15 protein-coding genes are annotated in these 16904 nt (G+C 45.3%); 8 read left to right on the top strand and 7 right to left on the bottom strand.

All coding sequences use genetic code 11. From position 1 onward, the window contains the following. Window positions 1–151: 151 nt before the first annotated feature. From msuE to FTU42_RS00590, 4 genes are all read left to right on the top strand, one after another. Window positions 152–886 (top strand): FMN reductase, encoded by a 735-nt coding sequence (gene msuE, locus FTU42_RS00605; RefSeq protein WP_005095088.1) that lies wholly within the window; start codon window positions 152–154, stop codon window positions 884–886. A gap of 29 nt (window positions 887–915) precedes the next feature. Further along, window positions 916–2028: a dimethylsulfone monooxygenase SfnG gene (gene sfnG / locus FTU42_RS00600; protein ID WP_180050212.1), complete on the top strand. Its 1113-nt coding sequence runs from the start codon at window positions 916–918 to the stop codon at window positions 2026–2028. Window positions 2029–2208: 180 nt separating this feature from the next. Further along, window positions 2209–2829 (top strand): riboflavin synthase subunit alpha, encoded by a 621-nt coding sequence (locus tag FTU42_RS00595; RefSeq protein WP_180082903.1) that lies wholly within the window; start codon window positions 2209–2211, stop codon window positions 2827–2829. A gap of 120 nt (window positions 2830–2949) precedes the next feature. Then, window positions 2950–4365, top strand: coding sequence for a deoxyribodipyrimidine photo-lyase (locus FTU42_RS00590; protein ID WP_180082902.1), 1416 nt, complete (start codon window positions 2950–2952; stop codon window positions 4363–4365). A gap of 65 nt (window positions 4366–4430) precedes the next feature. On the opposite strand, the gene FTU42_RS00585 is transcribed toward FTU42_RS00590, so the two are convergent. Both FTU42_RS00585 and acs read right to left on the bottom strand, forming a co-directional pair. Next, window positions 4431–5612: an acyl-CoA dehydrogenase family protein gene (locus tag FTU42_RS00585; RefSeq protein WP_180082901.1), complete on the bottom strand. Its 1182-nt coding sequence runs from the start codon at window positions 5610–5612 to the stop codon at window positions 4431–4433. A gap of 138 nt (window positions 5613–5750) precedes the next feature. Next, complete coding sequence (acs, locus tag FTU42_RS00580) at window positions 5751–7697, bottom strand: acetate--CoA ligase (RefSeq protein ID WP_074383876.1); 1947 nt, start codon at window positions 7695–7697, stop codon at window positions 5751–5753. 273 nt (window positions 7698–7970) lie between these two features. Here acs and FTU42_RS00575 point away from each other — a divergent pair, with 273 nt between their 5' ends. Next, a complete protein-coding gene (locus tag FTU42_RS00575) occupies window positions 7971–8549 on the top strand; it encodes a DUF805 domain-containing protein (protein WP_159516479.1) in 579 nt (192 codons plus the stop codon). A gap of 107 nt (window positions 8550–8656) precedes the next feature. Further along, window positions 8657–9637 (top strand): mechanosensitive ion channel family protein, encoded by a 981-nt coding sequence (locus FTU42_RS00570; protein ID WP_100329503.1) that lies wholly within the window; start codon window positions 8657–8659, stop codon window positions 9635–9637. On the opposite strand, the gene FTU42_RS00565 is transcribed toward FTU42_RS00570, so the two are convergent. The 5 genes from FTU42_RS00565 to prfB all read right to left on the bottom strand — a co-directional run bounded on the left by FTU42_RS00565 (window position 9611) and on the right by prfB (window position 14584). Further along, on the bottom strand, window positions 9611–10324 hold the full coding sequence (locus tag FTU42_RS00565; RefSeq protein ID WP_100534525.1) for a 16S rRNA (uracil(1498)-N(3))-methyltransferase: 714 nt from the start codon (window positions 10322–10324) through the stop codon (window positions 9611–9613). The genes FTU42_RS00570 and FTU42_RS00565 overlap by 27 nt on opposite strands. 251 nt (window positions 10325–10575) lie before the next feature. Further along, window positions 10576–11856, bottom strand: a complete 1281-nt coding sequence (locus FTU42_RS00560; RefSeq protein WP_180082900.1) for a 3-deoxy-D-manno-octulosonic acid transferase — start codon at window positions 11854–11856, stop codon at window positions 10576–10578. Window positions 11857–11935: 79 nt separating this feature from the next. Further along, the gene (locus FTU42_RS00555; protein WP_005173209.1) at window positions 11936–13021 is read right to left on the bottom strand and encodes an alkene reductase; all 1086 of its coding nucleotides are present in this window, start codon (window positions 13019–13021) and stop codon (window positions 11936–11938) included. Window positions 13022–13041: 20 nt separating this feature from the next. After that, window positions 13042–13341: a helix-turn-helix transcriptional regulator gene (locus FTU42_RS00550; protein ID WP_005095064.1), complete on the bottom strand. Its 300-nt coding sequence runs from the start codon at window positions 13339–13341 to the stop codon at window positions 13042–13044. A gap of 147 nt (window positions 13342–13488) precedes the next feature. Next, window positions 13489–14584, bottom strand: a protein-coding gene (prfB, locus tag FTU42_RS00545; RefSeq protein WP_100329506.1) for a peptide chain release factor 2 whose coding sequence is annotated in 2 segments (ribosomal slippage) — window positions 13489–14511 and window positions 14513–14584 — 1095 coding nt in all. Because the reading frame shifts where the segments join, the coding sequence is not laid out codon by codon here. Window positions 14585–15088: 504 nt separating this feature from the next. Here prfB and FTU42_RS00540 point away from each other — a divergent pair. Together FTU42_RS00540 and FTU42_RS00535 are read left to right on the top strand one after the other, a co-directional pair. Beyond that, window positions 15089–15874, top strand: coding sequence for a putative porin (locus FTU42_RS00540; protein ID WP_159138382.1), 786 nt, complete (start codon window positions 15089–15091; stop codon window positions 15872–15874). Between the two features lie 178 nt (window positions 15875–16052). Further along, window positions 16053–16853 carry a putative porin gene (locus FTU42_RS00535; protein ID WP_180082899.1) on the top strand — a complete coding sequence of 267 codons (801 nt, stop codon included), beginning with the start codon at window positions 16053–16055 and terminating at the stop codon, window positions 16851–16853. Window positions 16854–16904 lie beyond the last annotated feature (51 nt).

The raw sequence follows: 16904 nt of genomic DNA, 5'->3' as shown, positions 1-16904 counted from the left end.
ACTTATATTAAAATTAATGCTTATAAACCAGGCTTTTTTCATATATCGAAAAATCAGATAACTTTTCAGCTTTTCGTTATTTTACAGCCCGGCACTGAATCGGGATTAATAAGGACATTCCGAGATTACTCCTATTTTTCAGGTTCTAAACATGTCTAATTTTAATGCGCAAAAACCCTTAAATATTGTTGCCGTATCGGGTGGTTTAAATCATCCGTCTAAAACAGAAGCCTTGGTTCAGGCCATTATTGATGAACTGGGTGAAGCGACACCAATTCATGTACATTTTATTAAATTTAGTGAAATTGGTTCGCTCCTGGGTGGTGCGATTTATCGTAATCAATTACCGCAGCGCGTTCAGGATGATCTGGCCGCAGTCGAAGCTGCAGATGCGCTGATTGTTGGTACACCCGTATATCGCGCTTCATTTACCGGCTTGTTTAAACATTTCTTTGATTTTGTCGAGCAGACTGCACTGGTCGATGTACCGGTACTTTTAGCGGCTTCAGGTGGTAGTGACCGACATGCGCTGGTGCTCGAACATCAATTACGTCCATTATTCAGCTTTTTCCAGGCTCAGACTTTACCGATTGGCGTGTATGCGACTGATCGTGATTTCACTCCTGAATATACCATTCACAGTGAATTGCTCCGCGATCGTATTACCCTGGCAGTAGCACGTGCCCTGCCTATTCTGGAATGGGCACCGGCCAAAGGACAACGTGCCGAAGTCATTAAAGCAAAAACCCAACAGGCCAACCAGAACTTGAGCATCAATAAACAAATCGAACAAGAAGAAGTGTTGCCCTCTGCGGCTGTACCAAGTCTGGATGCAGCAGAATCCCGCTTGCACAGTAAAAAATCAGCGCAAACGCAAGTTGCTTGATCAGCGATTTTCACTTCGAGGGTTGAAATATGTCACAACAGCAAATACAGCAAGACATCAAATTTGCATATTGGGTTCCGAATGTCAGTGGCGGTTTTGTCGTCAGTACCATCGAACAGCGTACCGACTGGAGCTATGAATATAACGTGCGTCTGGCACAAGCAGCAGAAAAAAGCGGTTTTGAATATGGCCTGACCCAGATTCGTTTTGCGTCAAGCTATAGTGCAGAAAACCAGCATGAATCTGTCAGCTTCAGTCATGCCTTGCTCGCACAAACCAGCAAGATCAAGTTAATTGCAGCAATTTTACCCGGGCCGTGGAAACCTGCGCTTGCGGCAAAACAATTGGCCAGCATTAACCAGCTCAGCAATGGCCGGATTGCGATTAACGTGGTCAGTGGCTGGTTCCGTGGCGAATTTGATGCGATTGGCGAAGCATGGCCAGAGCATGACCAGCGTTATGCCCGTTCAGAAGAGTTTATTCGCAGTTTGCGCGGAATCTGGAATACGGATCACTTTAATTTTGATGGCAAGTTCTATCAATTTAAAGACTATACCTTACGCCCACAACCGCTCCCGGATAAACCGGTCGAGATTTTTCAGGGTGGCAGTTCACGTGCGGCGCGTGATATGGCTTCACGTGTTTCAGACTGGTATTTCACCAATGGCAACACGCCTGAAGAGCTGAAAAAACAGATTGATGATATTCGCGAAAAAGCCCAAGCCAATAATCACACTGTGAAAATTGGGGTCAATGCCTTTATCATCGCACGTGATACTGAAGAACAAGCCAAAGCGGTTTTACAGGAAATTATTGATAAGGCCAATATCAAAGCAGTGAAAAATTTTGCTGAAGCGACACGTGAAGCCGGTGCCTCGACAACTGAAGGCGAAGGCAACTGGGCAAAATCAAGTTTTGAAGATTTAGTCCAGTATAACGACGGTTTCAAGACCAATTTAATTGGCACACCGCAACAAATTGCTGAACGTATTGTGCTGTTAAAAAATATTGGAGTCGATCTGGTGCTTTCCGGTTTCTTGCACTGTGTTGAAGAAGTTGAATATTTTGGAGAAAAGGTGTTGCCATTGGTGCGTGAGCTAGAAGCACAACAACAGCAGGTTGTGCAGGCTAAATCCGCTTAAATCTAAGTGGTGCTTATGCCCAAATATTATAATAATGACGGCACATTGCAAATTTTCCCCTCAAGGCTCGGCTTGAGGGATTTTTTATCCGGACAGAAACCAAGCAGTCCAGTAAAGCGCTAGCCGGATTTAGCTTTCCTGCCTACAATGGGATGCAATTGCAAGAATAGACGTTTAACTATGTATACCGGTATTGTCCAATGCCTGGAACAGGTCATCGAGATTCGCAAAGGCGATGGTTTTATTACTCTGTTGGTCAGTGATCAGCACAGCTTTTTTGCAGATGTGTTTATTGGCGCCAGTGTGGCAGTAAATGGTGTCTGTCTTACGGTGACCACGATTGACCGGGCGCAGAAACAGATTCATTTTGATATTTCCAATGTCACCTTGGCGCTTACCACCTTGAAAGCCTTAAAAATTGGTGATGAAGTGAATATTGAACGCTCTGCCAAAGTCGGTGCAGAAAACGGTGGACATAATCTGTATGGCCATATTGAAGGCAGGGCTAAGGTCATCCAGATTGAAGCTCGCGGTGAAACCCTGCATATCGATTTACAGATTCCAGAGGGCAATATCAAGTACTTCTTCCTAAAAGGCTTTATTGGGCTAAATGGCTGCAGCCTGACCGTGAACCGTGTCGATCGTGCCCACAGTGAAATTTCGATTGACCTGATTCCGGAAACCTTGCGCCTGACCACCTGGAAGCACATCCAGGTGGGCGATACAGTGAATTATGAAATTGACCAGATGACCCGTACTTTGGTGGATACTTTGGAAAATATTTATCAAGCCAAAGCTTAATGGTACAAAGAGACTGGTACGTGCAAAAATCAGTCTCCTATCATATTAATATTTTAATACTATTCCATCGGTAGCAGATTGCCTAAAATGCAGGCTAACTCCCTGATTTAAGAAAGTACCATGCATCTGATCTGGTTTCGCCAAGACCTTCGAATTCAAGACCATGCCGCTTTGTGGCATGCCACTCAACAAGGCCCCTGTGTGGCTTTGGTGGTGCTTTCTCCTGAGCAATGGCAGTTACATCAAGATGCGCCGATCAAAATCGATTTTTATCTGCGACGACTACAGGTTCTCAAACAGCAACTAGAACAACTGAATATTCCTTTAATTGTACGAGAAGTGGGCTTGTGGCGTAATCTTGCTGATGAGATGTTAGCACTCTGCCAAAACTTGCAGATTGATAGCGTGCATGCGCATATTGAAGTTGGGGTCAATGAACTACAGCGTGATTTCAAGGTTCAGCAACGACTGGAACAGCAGCAGATTCGGGTCGAGCTGTATCATGATCGTACCCTCTTTCCATTGGCGAGTATCCGCAATCAGTCCAATCAACCCTATCAAGTCTATAGTGCCTTTAAGAAAAAATGCTATGAGCGGCTGATTCTCGATGTGCCTTCTGCTTATCCTGTGATTGCGTCTCAGGACTTGCTCGAATTGCCTGTAGAGCTGACACATTTTGATCTAGAAAAGTTTGCGGGTCGCTATTCAATAGAAAATTCTGAAAAACTTTGGCCCGTAGATGAAACTCATGCCCTACAGATGCTGGATGATTTTATCAAAGACCGCTTAAGCAGCTATCAAACAGATCGTGATATTCCAGCGCTTAATGGCACCAGTCAACTCTCGCCTTATTTAAATATCGGCATTCTCTCGATCCGCCAGTGCATTCAGGCGCTGTTTAAACAACATCATGGCTATTTCCAGATCGATGATCTCGGTCAACAAACCTGGCTGGATGAACTGCTGTGGCGTGAGTTTTATCAGCATACCCTGTTCGATTTTCCCCGCGTTTCCAGACATCGCCCGTTTAAAGAAAATACCGATAAAATCCAGTGGCGGCATGCACCTGAAGATTTGGCAGCCTGGCAACAGGGCCAAACCGGGATCCCGATTGTAGATGCCGGGATGCGGCAGCTACTCGCCACCGGCTGGATGCATAATCGGGTGCGCATGATTACCGCGATGTTCCTGTGCAAAAACCTGCTGATCGATTGGCGTTTAGGAGAAAGCTGGTTCATGCAGCAGCTGATTGATGGTGATCTGGCAGCCAATAATGGCGGCTGGCAATGGTGTGCTTCGACGGGTATGGATGCGGTGCCTTATTTCCGGATTTTTAATCCGGTCAGCCAGTCACAGAAGTTCGACCCGAATGGGGATTATATCCGTCAGTGGGTGCCTGAACTGGCGCATCTGGATGCCAAAAGCATTCATGAACCCTATGCCAAAAACCCTGACCGTGAACTGGACTATCCAAAACCGCTTGTGGATTTAAAATCTTCCCGTGTCCGGGCAATCGAGGCTTTTAAGCAGCTTTAAAAAAGACCCGTCATCTTAAAAATAATAAAACAGCTTCTCATATAGAGGCTGTTTTAATATTCAAATCAGGAATAAAAACTTGGATCAGGCACTTTTCCGGTCAGCACCCATTCCCCCACTTCCTGATATTTATAATCCACCGGATCATGCAAGGTTTGAGTCCGAACATTACGCCAGAACCGGTCCAGATTCAGTTGCACAGTCGTTGCCCGTGCGCCCATGACCTGAAAAATATTCTGGGTAATATATAAAGAGCTATTGGTGGCGGCAATTTTGGCGGTGGCAATCGCAATCGAGACTTCACCACGCTGCTCGGCAGTCAGATCAGGGCCGATATTCCAAGCTTTCTGCAAGGTCTGAATGGCTTGATCTGCCAATAAACGCACGCTTTCCAGCTGCACATAAAACTCGGCAAAATGCTTTTGGGTAAAAGGATCATTCACTGCATGTTCAGCCAAGGATTTTGACCAGGCTTTTTGGGTTTGTACGGTCTGTTTGGCAACTTCAAAAGCCCCTTCGGCGACACCGAGAAACATATGCACAAATATCAGCTGCGCAATCAATGGACGTAAACTGGAATACGGCGTACTCAGTGGCCCCGGATTGAGCAGCAATTCATCCCGGTGAATGTTGACCTGTTCAAAATGACTGGTGCCGCTGTCAGTCTGGCGCTGGCCCATATTGTTCCAGTCGCCTAGAAAGCTCACCCCCTGTCGCTGGGTAGGAATCACGCCAATCAGCAATTTTCCGGCTTCGTTATAACCTGAACACAGCAACATATCCGAATCGATCGAACCAGAACAAAAGCTTTTATCACCATGGAAAATATATTCATGCTCTGAGACTTGAATTGCCGTGGTACGACGATCCAGCGGATTGAGAGTATTGCCCCAGAACAGATTATTTTGTGCAGTCTGTGCAAACCATTTGCCATATTGCTCAGGTTGGGAGAATAGCTGTACGGTGGCAATCAATAAATGATGAAATCCATAAACATGCGCCAGAGAGCTATCGACCTGCGCCAGGGTCTGAATGGTTTTAAAAATTGTCCGCCAGTCTGCCCCCTGTCCACCATAGGCAACAGGAATAGACAAGCCGAGCAGACCACTGTTACGGATCAGGTCTCGTTCATGCTTGGGATTACCGCCCTGCTTGTCTCGCACTGCGGCAGTTTGGGCAAATTGTTCTGCCAGTTTCTGGGCAATATCGACAGGAGATTGATCTAAATATGGTGATCGTACATTCATTATTTTAACTCATGTTCAGCATGTGGGCAGCTTAGCAGATCAAGACGTTGCGCTATATTCGAAAGCATGCAGAGCTTATTCCTGATCTAAAAATACCGGCTGCGTGCAGCCGGTATTTTGCTTGTGGACTTTAGCTATTTAACGAGGATTGGCTTGTACTTCTGCAATCAGATGATCCACCACTTGTGGTTCAGCCAATGTCGAGGTATCGCCCAGGCTATCCAGCTCATTGGCTGCAATCTTTCTCAAGATCCGGCGCATGATTTTCCCTGAACGGGTTTTGGGCAAAGCGGGTGCCCAGTACAGTGCATCAGGTGTCGCCACTGGCCCCAAAATCTTGCGCACCCAGCTCACCAGTTCAGCACGCAATTCATCTGAACTGGTCACGTCGGCCTGTAAGGTGACAAAGGCACAAATTCCCTGCCCTTTAATGTCATGCGGCATACCCACCACAGCAGCCTCAGCCACTGCTTCATGGGCCACCAACGCACTTTCAACTTCAGCTGTGCCTAAACGGTGTCCGGACACATTCAGCACATCATCGACCCGGCCAGTAATCCAGTAATAACCGTCTTTATCGCGACGCGCGCCATCTCCGGTAAAATAAGTACCCGGATAAGTCGAGAAATAGGCTTCGATAAAACGTTCCGGATCACCCCAGATGGTTCGCATCTGGCCCGGCCAGGAATCTTTAATCACCAGATTGCCTTCAGCTTCGCCTTCCAGCTCCTTACCATCCGCATCGACAATCGCAGGTTGTACCCCAAAGAAAGGCCGTGTTGCAGAACCCGGTTTCAAATCAGTCGCGCCTGGCAATGGCGTAATCATAAAACCGCCGGTTTCCGTCTGCCACCAGGTATCAATGACGGGACAGCGACTTTCACCGACCACGGTGTAATACCAGTTCCAGGCTTCAGGATTAATCGGCTCACCCACCGAACCTAGAATTCTCAGGCTGCTGCGGTCACTTTCCCGCACAAAGGCATCACCTTCACGCATCATGGCGCGGATGGCTGTCGGTGCGGTATAGAGAATGGTGACGTTATGCTTATCGACAATGTGTCCGGTACGCGCCCAGCTCGGATACTGCGGAACACCCTCGAACATAAGAGTCGTGGTGCCATTCGACAATGGGCCATACAGCACATAGGAATGTCCGGTAATCCAGCCGACATCTGCGGTACACCAAAAGATATCATCCTGTTTGATGTCAAACACTTCGCGGAAACTGCAATTCACATAAGTCAGATAGCCGCCCGTGGTATGCATCACGCCCTTGGGCTTGCCGGTCGAACCTGAGGTATACAGGATAAATAGCGGATCTTCGGCATTCATCGGTTCCGGTGGGCAAATGTCATTCACCGACATGATTTCCATGTGATACCACAGGTCGCGCCCCTCTTGCATTTCAATCGGGTTGCCGGTGCGATGCACCACTATTACATTTTGAATGGAGTCTGTACCAGCCAGTTTCAGAGCTTCATCAACATTGGCTTTTAGCGGAATCGGTTTCCCGCCACGCATACCGGAATCGGCCGTAATCACCATTTTGGCCTGACAGTCTTCAATCCGGCTGGCCAGAGAATCCGGTGAAAACCCACCAAATACTACGCAATGCACCGCCCCGATGCGTGCGCAGGCCAGCATGGCAATCGCGGCTTCAGAGACCATGGGCATGTACAGCATCACCCGGTCGCCTTTAGCAATGCCATTTTTTTTCAGCACATTGGCGAAACGGCAGGTTTCGTCATGCAACTCGGCAAAAGAAATAATCTTGTGCCGTGAAGGATGATCCCCTTCCCAGATAATGGCCGGCTTATAGGGATGTTCTTTCAGATGACGGTCCAGACAGTTGGCGCTGACATTGAGCTGACCATCAGCAAACCATTCAATTTTAAAATTGTCGGGATCGAAACTGGTATTTTTGACTTGGGTAAAAGGCTTGATCCAGTCCAGACGTTGTGCCTGTTCTGTCCAGAATGCTTCTGGCTGCTCGATGGAATGTTGATAACGTTCGAAATACTGGTCTTCAAGCGTGCGTGCTGTTTTTTTAAAATCTTCGGGTACTGGATAGATCTCTTGCATATGTCACTTCCTTGATTTTGTTCTATCTCATCACGAGAGGTTAATGCTGTGTTGTTGATTGTTTTTTATGCATAATGGCAGTATGGCCTGCTTATTTCGAATCCGGCAATCATGCTTTCGTCGTAGATTATTTATTCAAATTCAAACAAAATAAAGCACAACTTACAGTACAGAATATTCTGCATAACTGTGTATGATCTGTAGCAATGCCCTTTAAAAAATAGAATTTAGCTCTCGCTCTTATTTCATTTTGTTCAGTTCAGGATCATATTTATGAAATCGCCAGAATCTCCCTATTTCACCCCTCCCGCTTTAGTGGCAACGGATCATCCCTTGTCGATAAAAGGCCGTTTCGGGCGTCTGAGTTTTATTGCGTGGTCAGCATTTCTACATTTCATCTTCCTGTTTAGCAGTATTGCGCTGGGCTTAAGTATTGATATTGTGAATATTGCAGTCCATTCAATGGATTCTAACTGGCTGCTTTCACTACAAGGCTTGGCCGGTATCGGCGTGCTGATCATGATTCTGGTCTATGCCTATTTCGCTTTAGTGGTGACCGTTCGCCGTTTGCATGACATGAACCGCAGTGGCTGGTGGGCGCTGCTGCTGTTGCTGCCCTTGGTGAACATTTTTGTATGGCTTTATATCGTTTTTGGTTCGGGAGATCGCGGCATAAATGACTACGGTCCTGCGCGGATGACCCTGCTCTGGGAAAAGATGCTGGCCTGGCTGATGATTGTCCTGATACTACTGAGCCTATCTGGGTCGCTGGCTTTATTGGGTTATATGAGCGGTGGAGAACAGCCACATATCCCGCCTGAGATCATGCAAAAAACCACACAATATTTTTAACAGCCGTCTGCTTATTTTTAGGAAATATCCATTCCTGGCGGATAGCGCTTCTTAATTTTTTGCTCAACATCAGGCAAAATAGGCAAAATTTAAATGATGGAATTTTTGTGGCAGAGCAAAATAATACCTTAAGCCAGGTCACTGAGGGCACCACGGAGTTGTTGCATCAGGCAACTGAAAAAACCACCCAGACCGTGATTGAACATACTGCCAAGTACAACGATGCCTATAGCACCATTGACAAGATCATGGAAGGTTTCTGGGAGCGTGTGCCTTATTTCTGTATTGCGCTGGTGGTCATTGTCATCTTCTGGCTATTGTCAAAACTGTTTAAGTTTTTTGTGCGCAAAACTTTAGAGAACCGCTCTTATACCCGCCAGAATCTGGTATTGGTCCTGAACCGTGTCGGCAGTACCTTTATTATTTTCTTTGGTGTTTTGATTGGACTGGTCATTGCCGTGCCTGGCTTTACCCCGGGTCAGCTCATGAGTGCCCTCGGGATTGGTTCAGTCGCCATTGGTTTTGCCTTCAAGGATATTTTCCAGAACCTGCTTTCTGGTGTGCTGATTTTACTCGGTGAACCATTCAAGATTGGCGATGATATTATCGTCAATGGCATGGAAGGCACAGTCGAAGATATCCAGATCCGTGCGACTTTTTTGCGTTCACCGGATGGCCGCCGTATCGTGATTCCCAATGCCACGGTCTATACCAGTGCCGTGACGGTAAACACGGCCTATACCCGCCGTCGCTGTGAGTTTGTAGTGGGTATTGGCTATGAAGATGATATCCAGAAAGCCAAAGACCTGATTACCGCCATTTTAGATAAAGACCCGACCATCCTCAGTCAGCCGGGCTTTAGTGTCAATGTCACGGCGCTGGCTGATTTTTCCATTACCTTAAAAGCGCTCTGGTGGGTCGATACCACTGAGACAGGCACAGGAACCTCAATCAGTGCGGTGCAGGAACGCGTGATTCAGGCGTTTGCCGAACATCATATTTCAATTCCTTATCCGGTACAGGAAGTCAAAGTCTATCGCGGCGAAGGCAATGAAGATGCCTCAGCTCGTGCTAAACAGACGACCTAGGACATAGGGAATCACGGTTTCAGTGCGGAGAATACGGTTGCCCAGACTCACAGCCTGACAGCCGTTTTTAACCAGTAAATCTACTTCATACGGAATGAATCCGCCTTCCGGGCCGATGATCATCGTACAAGGATGCGGAATCGCAAAAGGCATGGATTGTTCGGCATAAGGATGTGCCACATAAGCGGGTCGGTCAGCCGTAATCAAGCCTGGCAAAATATCTTCAACAAAAGGTTTAAAACGTTTATACAGCTCGATTTTCGGAGCTATTGTATCCCCGGCCTGTTCCAGTCCCAGCTCGATATAATGATTTAACTGCTGTAAAAATGGGGTTTGCCAGTAGCTTTTATCGACGCGATAACTATGCAGTAAAATGATTTTTTCCACGCCCAAAGTGACACTGTCCATGATCAGACGGCGCAGCACTTTCGGCCGTGGCAAGGCCACAATTAAAGTTACGGGTAATTTTTTTGGAATAGCATCTTCTTGAAGCGGTTTTAGTCGCACTGCTTTTTCAGAAATCTCGACAATCTCGGTGAGATAGCGCTGACCTTCCAGCACTCCCACTTTTAAGGTATCTCCAACTTGAATCTGCACATGCTGCTGTAAATGTTCCAGTTGACGTTTCGATGAAATCGTCCAGAGATCCGATTGTGTTTGTCGATGGTCAAGAAGGACAATATTCATAGAAGATTTTATACCGAAGAACTGTTGAATGACCTCTATCCGCTAGAGGGTGGCGACATGGATGTCGCGCGTATCCCTGAGGGATAAGGACATCCCTTCAGTGATACAAAAGATTTTTGCTACTTTTCATCTTTGAAAAGTAGGCTAGATAAGCCAGCTTAGAAATATTGAAAAAACTTCAATCCACACAGCCTAACGACGGCATCCTTGCCGTCTTGGTAAATCCAATATCTGTTACTTATCAATATCAATTAAAGATACTGATCAATCACCTGAATATGCTTGGCAAGCGATCCCGTATTTAACTGCATAATTCTCTGCGCTGCTGTATTTAAACATTGTGCCTTGATTTGATCTTGCAAAAGTTCCAGCAATACCTCTGCCGCCTGCTGCGCATCCTGCACAACTTCTACTGCATCTGCTTGAACGAATTCATCGACAATGGTCTGAAAATTAAAATAGTTTTTGCCTAAAACAGTCGGTACATTCAAAGCAATCGGCTCCAGAATATTATGCCCGCCACCCGGCTCATTCAGTGAGCCACCGACATAACAGGCCTGACTCAAAGCATACCAGAGCCACATTTCCCCCATCGAATCCGCCAGATAAACCTGGGTATCTGCTTCAATGTTCTGGGCCAAACTACGGCGCTGAGTTATTAAATTTAAACTCTGTGCAGCCTGAAACACCTCATCAAAACGTTCCGGATGACGGGGTACGACGATACATAAAAGTTTTGGGTTGCTATCTAAAGCCGATTTTAAAGCGCTTAGAATTTCTTTTTCTTCAGGCGCATGGGTACTGGCCAGTATCATAATTTTGCGACCTGCCAGTTGCCATTCTTGCTTCAAGTTTGCAGCATGTTCTACAAAACTTTGTGGTGCAGTAATATCAAATTTGATATTGCCCAAAACCTGGGTTTTTTCGGCGGTGATCCCCAACTCGATATAACGCTGCTGGGTGGCAGTATCTTGTGCCAAAAGCTGACTTAACTGCTGTAGCATGCTCCGGGTCAGACCTTTAACCCTGGCATAGCCCTTGGCCGACTTTTCCGAAAGACGCGCATTTAACAAAATCGTGGCTACATCAAACTCTGGTGCCTGATCCAGCAGATTCGGCCAAAGCTCGGTTTCCATCAGCAATAACAGTTTTGGCTGATACTGCTGATAAAAATCACGGATCAGTACTTTCTGATCAGCAGGTAAATAGACCGCTTGAAATAAATCCAGATAAGGTGCTTTTAAAAAAAGTGATTTGGCCCGTGCCTGACCGGTTTTGGTGGTATTGGTGACCAGCACCGGATGACCCGATTTTAAATAATGTTCGATGAGAGGCTGGGCAGCATTGGTCTCACCGACCGAGACCACATGAAACCAGATGGCATGCAGATTTTTGGGCGGCTGAAATGGGCCGAAACGTTCTGTCAGTTCTTGTTGTAATTGTTCAGGATCGGTCGCACGTTTACGAATACGCGATTGATATAAGGGTTTAATCAGAGCTAACGCTGCGTTATACCAAAATGGAGTAGCCAAATGCGCCTCGAAACAGATTCAATCGACAAAATATAACAGAGCCACATCGACATGTTAATCGATGTGGCTCATTTTTAGATTATTCTACAGTAGTTAAAGCGTCTGCTTCAGCCAATGTCGGATAATCAATATAGCCTTCTGCGACATTGGTTCCGATCATATTTTCCAGCTTTAGTTCATTTAGCGGTGCATCTTCGAGTAGGCGCTCGTATAAATCCGGATTGGCAATATAAGCCTTACCAAAAGCTACCGCATCTGCTTTGCCTGAAGCCAGCAATTCAATCGCATCGTCACGACTTAAACGCATATTGGCCATATACGGCACGCCGTTTGAACGCTGTTTCATATACTCCGAGATACTGTCTTCCGCCAGATATTCACGGGTAAAGAAGAACGCGATCTGGCGCTTGCCCAACTGTTCCATCACATAACCAAAGGTTTCACGTGGATCATTGTCGCCCATATCGTGTTCATCGCCACGCGGTGCCAAATGAATTCCGACACGGCCTGCACCCCAGACATCAATCAGTGCATCCATGACTTCCAGCAGGAAACGGGCACGGTTTTCGACTGAACCACCGTATTCATCTTCACGCTGGTTGGTCTTGGTTTGCAGGAACTGGTCAATCAGATAACCATTGGCGGCATGCAGTTCAACTCCATCAAAACCGGCAGCTTTGGCGCAAATTGCCGCCTGTTTATATTGTTCGGTAATCGCATGAATTTCAGAAATTTCCAGCGCGCGCGGCAACACATAAGGACGTTTTGGACGTAATAAACTGACATGACCGGCCTGTTGTACACTGCTCGCCGATACTGGCGTTTCACCATTTAACAGTTCTGGATCAGACACACGGCCCACATGCCACAGCTGCGCCACAATCAGGCCACCTTGGTCATGTACCGCTTGAGTCACCTGCTGCCAGCCTGCTACCTGCGCATCAGTAAAGAGACCAGGAGTATTGCGGTAACCATTGGCTTCTTCAGAAATCACCGTGGCTTCAGAAATGATTAAACCGGCACTTGCACGTTGTGCATAGTATTCGGCCATCATTGGCGTTGGTACGCGGTCGTCAGTTGCACGACTACGCGTAAGCGGTGCCATGATGACACGGTTTTTAAGTTCTAACGCGCCGAGCGTTAAAGGAGAATTTAATTCAGCCATCGGTACTCCCACCTGTTGGATTAAAGGTGTTGTTGCATATAGACGATATATTGCTGAATCAAAGCTTCATTACGCGAGAAATAAGACCATTGGCCATGCTTGGTCGCGGTGATTAACCCGGCCTGCTGCAAGACAGACAAATGATTGGACATGGTGGACTGAGAGACTTGCCCTAACTTTTCAATCTGCCCTGCACAGACCCCGCGTTGAAAGCCGCCACACTCTTCCACAGACAGATATTGTTCTGGCGATTTCAACCATTCCAGAATCTGCCGGCGTATCGGATTGGCTAAGGCTTTAAAAATTAGATCAAGATCCATAGGTACATCACAATCTGTGGCGTAACAAAACTTGTTTCAGCATCTAAACCGATTATATCGCATTTTATCGATTTATATATCGATAAATTTAGATATAAGAGTCACAGTCTGTACTAACTTGGTTACGCCAGCTATTTAAACGATTTCTTACAAGCCCTGTTTCAAGCTTGCTTCGATAAATTTATCCAGATCGCCATCCAGAACCGCGCCGGTATTGGAACTTTCGACACTGGTACGTAAGTCTTTAATACGTGAATCATCCAGAACGTATGAACGAATCTGGCTTCCCCAGCCGATATCAGACTTGGTATCTTCCAGCGCTTTTGCAGCATCATTACGAATTTGCATTTCACGTTCATAAAGTTTGGCGCGTAACTGCTTCCAGGCATGGTCGCGGTTGGCATGCTGTGAACGCTGGTTCTGACAGGCCACTACAATCCCGGTCGGTGCATGCGTTAAACGAACCGCAGAATCCGTTTTGTTAATATGCTGACCACCGGCACCCGATGCACGATAGGTATCGGTACGCACATCTGCCGGATTAATTTCGATCTCAATATTGTCATCGACTTCAGGCGAAACAAACACAGCCGAGAATGAGGTATGACGACGGTTGCCCGAGTCAAATGGCGATTTACGCACTAAACGATGTACGCCTGACTCGGTACGTAACCAGCCATAGGCATATTCACCGTCTACACGAATCGTGGCTGATTTAAGCCCTGCAACATCACCGTCCGATTCTTCCATGATTTCTGCTTTAAAGCCATGACGTTCAATCCAGCGCAGGTACATCCGCATGAGCATGGATGCCCAGTCCTGCGCTTCAGTACCACCCGAACCGGCCTGAATTTCTAAATAACAAGGATTAGGATCCATCGGATTGTTGAACATACGACGGAATTCAAGTTTAGCCAGTTCTTCTTCAGCTGTAGTCAGTTCAGCCTGTACATCTTCCAGTAAGCCTTCATCATCCGCTTCCACTGCCAGATCAAGCAAGGCCTGCGCATCTTCCAGCTGTGTGGTCAAACCATCCAGCACATTTAATACGTTCTCAAGTTCGCCTTTTTCTTTGGCCATTGCCTGAGCACGACTCTGGTCATTCCAGATGGTGGGATCTTCTAATTCACGCAGGACTTCTTCTAAACGCTCTTTTTTCAGATCGTAGTCAAAGATACCCCCGTAGTGTTTGACCACGTTCGTTTAAGTCTTTTAATTGGTTTAGATACGGATTAATTTCCACGTGAATTACTCTCAATCAAAATTAGGCACAAATTATTTAGCCCCATATTATAGCACAGTCTATTTCTGCTATTTCAGTGTGATGGATCCAGTCCAAAGCTCGAATGTCATCCCAATTTAGAGTTATGTTTTCGTCAGGAAATTTTTGACAATTGAATCGGTTATTAAATGTCGTTTTGATCTGAAGCTTGATCGGATTTCGCATCTCGCATTCATTATCAAAATATACTTTTTCATTTGATTTTATCGTCTAAAAACACCTACCAAATTGAATAAAAAATCAGCAAATTCAATACATTCCACAATATCTACACAGTTTTAATAAAACACTACATTATAAATTTAATTCTATTATTCAGTTACTTATTTAGAAAAGATTACATAAGATTACGCTATTCACATTGCTGTAACTTTCCTTTGATTGACGATCTTTGAAATTGCTCTAGACTGAAAGTTGTAACAAAAAGTGTAATGTTTTTAACTAAAGATTTGAGGGGTAGTAACCATGAAAAAATTAGCGATTGCTTCGGCACTACTTTCAGCAATAGCAATGACAGGTACAGCAGCACATGCTTACCAGGCAGAAATTGGTGCATCAGCAGGAGTAATTGACCCGGATTTCGGCGGAACTAGCGGTTCTTTCGGTGTCGATGGTAAATATTACTTCAATCCAGTTCAAACACGTAATTCACCATTAGCAGAGGCAGCGTTTCTTGATCGTGCCAGCAATGTAAGTGCTCAATATCAATATGATGAAATCGGTAATGATGACCGTCATCGTTACGGCGTAGGCGCTGAATATTTTGTACCAAATTCAGACTTCTACCTAAGTGGTAATGTTGGTCGTGATGATGTTAAACGCGACGTTGGCCCTAACTCTGATCAAACCGTTTATGGTGCTGAAATTGGTTACCTTCCAGCACCGGGCCTATTAATTGCTGCCGGTTTAAAAGGTTATGATAATGACTATGATGACGGCGTAGATCCAACATTACGTGCTAAATATGTGACTACACTTAGTAATGGTAAAGATATCAACCTGGAAGCTGGCGCAGGCTTTGGTGATCTAGATGAATACAATCTGGCAGCAGACTATTTTATCGATAAGACACTCAGTGTTGGTGTAGATTATGCAAGTAAAGATCTTGGCCTTACAGATACCAATGAGTTCGGGATCAGTGCTCGTAAATTCATTAACCAGCAAGTGAGCCTGGAAGGTCGAGTTGGTTTTGGTGAAGTAGGCAACAATGATTACAACAAATTTGGTGTAGCAGCGAAATACCGCTTCTAATCTAAAACCCAAAATTAGTCATTTATAAAAAAACCCATCCTCGGATGGGTTTTTTTATTGCACTTTTAACCAGCATTTAGGTATTTTTTGCACATTGACTGGGCGAATATAAACTGTACAATTTGTTACAACTGTTAATAATACAGTCATATTTTTATAACAAAGAGAGAAAATCTAAATGTTTAAGAAACTTGCTCTTGCTACAGCACTTCTTGCTAGCCTAGGAACTGCACATGCTTACCAAGCTGAACTTAATGTAGGGTATGAAAACACTGATATCGATAACCTTGGGGATCTAGATACATTTTTCATCAATGGAAAATATTATTTAAATGATGTTCAAGTTAAGAACTCTCCACTTGCAGAAGCGGCTTTCCTAAATAAAGCAAGTAATATTGGCTTAGGTTATGCAAATGCAAGCGGTGATGGCGATGAAGATATTGATGTGTTTGGTGTAAGTGGTGAGTTTTATATTCCAAATACTCAATTTTATGTAAGCGGTACTATTAACCAAGTTGATTTTGCAGGTGACGATAATACCGGTTATGCGCTTGAAGTAGGTTACCTACCAGTTACTGGCTTGTTGCTAGCAGTAGGTGCCGCAAATGAAAGCGTAGACCCAGTTCAAGTGGCAAACTATGGTTTCACCGCAAATCTTTCAAATGCACTTACTGTAGGTGATGACACTACATTATCTTTACGTGCCAAATACGTGACTCAAATTGGCAATCATTTCACCAATTTTGAAGGTTTAACTTATATTGGTGATGAAACAACCTATCGCTTAGCTGCTGATCTTTATATCGATCCAACTCTCAGTGTAGGTCTATCTATTGCTGATTCTACTGCAGATGGTTCAGATACACTGTTCGGTATTAAAGCTCAAAAATTCTTTACGCCAACTATTGCAGCAGGTGTAAATTACCACACAACTGACGGTATTGACTCGTTTGGTATCAATGGTACTTTCCGCTTCTAATCATTCCGATTAAAAGTCAAAAAACCGCTCACTCGAGCGGTTTTTTATGGC

The sequence above is a fragment of the Acinetobacter sp. YH12102 genome (assembly GCF_013419125.1).
GTDB classification, from domain to species: Bacteria; Pseudomonadota; Gammaproteobacteria; order Pseudomonadales; family Moraxellaceae; genus Acinetobacter; species Acinetobacter pseudolwoffii.
This window is presented reverse-complemented; position numbering and strand designations above follow the sequence as displayed.

Bases quoted from the DNA above. Each gene is read 5' to 3' on its own strand.
- FTU42_RS00535 (WP_180082899.1), top strand. From the start codon at position 16,053: ATGTTTAAGAAACTTGCTCTTGCTACAGCACTTCTTGCTAGCCTAGGA.
- acs (WP_074383876.1), bottom strand. From the start codon at position 7,697: ATGCAAGAGATCTATCCAGTACCCGAAGATTTTAAAAAAACAGCACGC.
- FTU42_RS00540 (WP_159138382.1), top strand. From the start codon at position 15,089: ATGAAAAAATTAGCGATTGCTTCGGCACTACTTTCAGCAATAGCAATG.
- msuE (WP_005095088.1), top strand. From the start codon at position 152: ATGTCTAATTTTAATGCGCAAAAACCCTTAAATATTGTTGCCGTATCG.
- FTU42_RS00575 (WP_159516479.1), top strand. From the start codon at position 7,971: ATGAAATCGCCAGAATCTCCCTATTTCACCCCTCCCGCTTTAGTGGCA.
- FTU42_RS00550 (WP_005095064.1), bottom strand. From the start codon at position 13,341: ATGGATCTTGATCTAATTTTTAAAGCCTTAGCCAATCCGATACGCCGG.
- FTU42_RS00585 (WP_180082901.1), bottom strand. From the start codon at position 5,612: ATGAATGTACGATCACCATATTTAGATCAATCTCCTGTCGATATTGCC.
- FTU42_RS00555 (WP_005173209.1), bottom strand. From the start codon at position 13,021: ATGGCTGAATTAAATTCTCCTTTAACGCTCGGCGCGTTAGAACTTAAA.
- FTU42_RS00565 (WP_100534525.1), bottom strand. From the start codon at position 10,324: ATGAATATTGTCCTTCTTGACCATCGACAAACACAATCGGATCTCTGG.
- FTU42_RS00590 (WP_180082902.1), top strand. From the start codon at position 2,950: ATGCATCTGATCTGGTTTCGCCAAGACCTTCGAATTCAAGACCATGCC.
- FTU42_RS00595 (WP_180082903.1), top strand. From the start codon at position 2,209: ATGTATACCGGTATTGTCCAATGCCTGGAACAGGTCATCGAGATTCGC.
- sfnG (WP_180050212.1), top strand. From the start codon at position 916: ATGTCACAACAGCAAATACAGCAAGACATCAAATTTGCATATTGGGTT.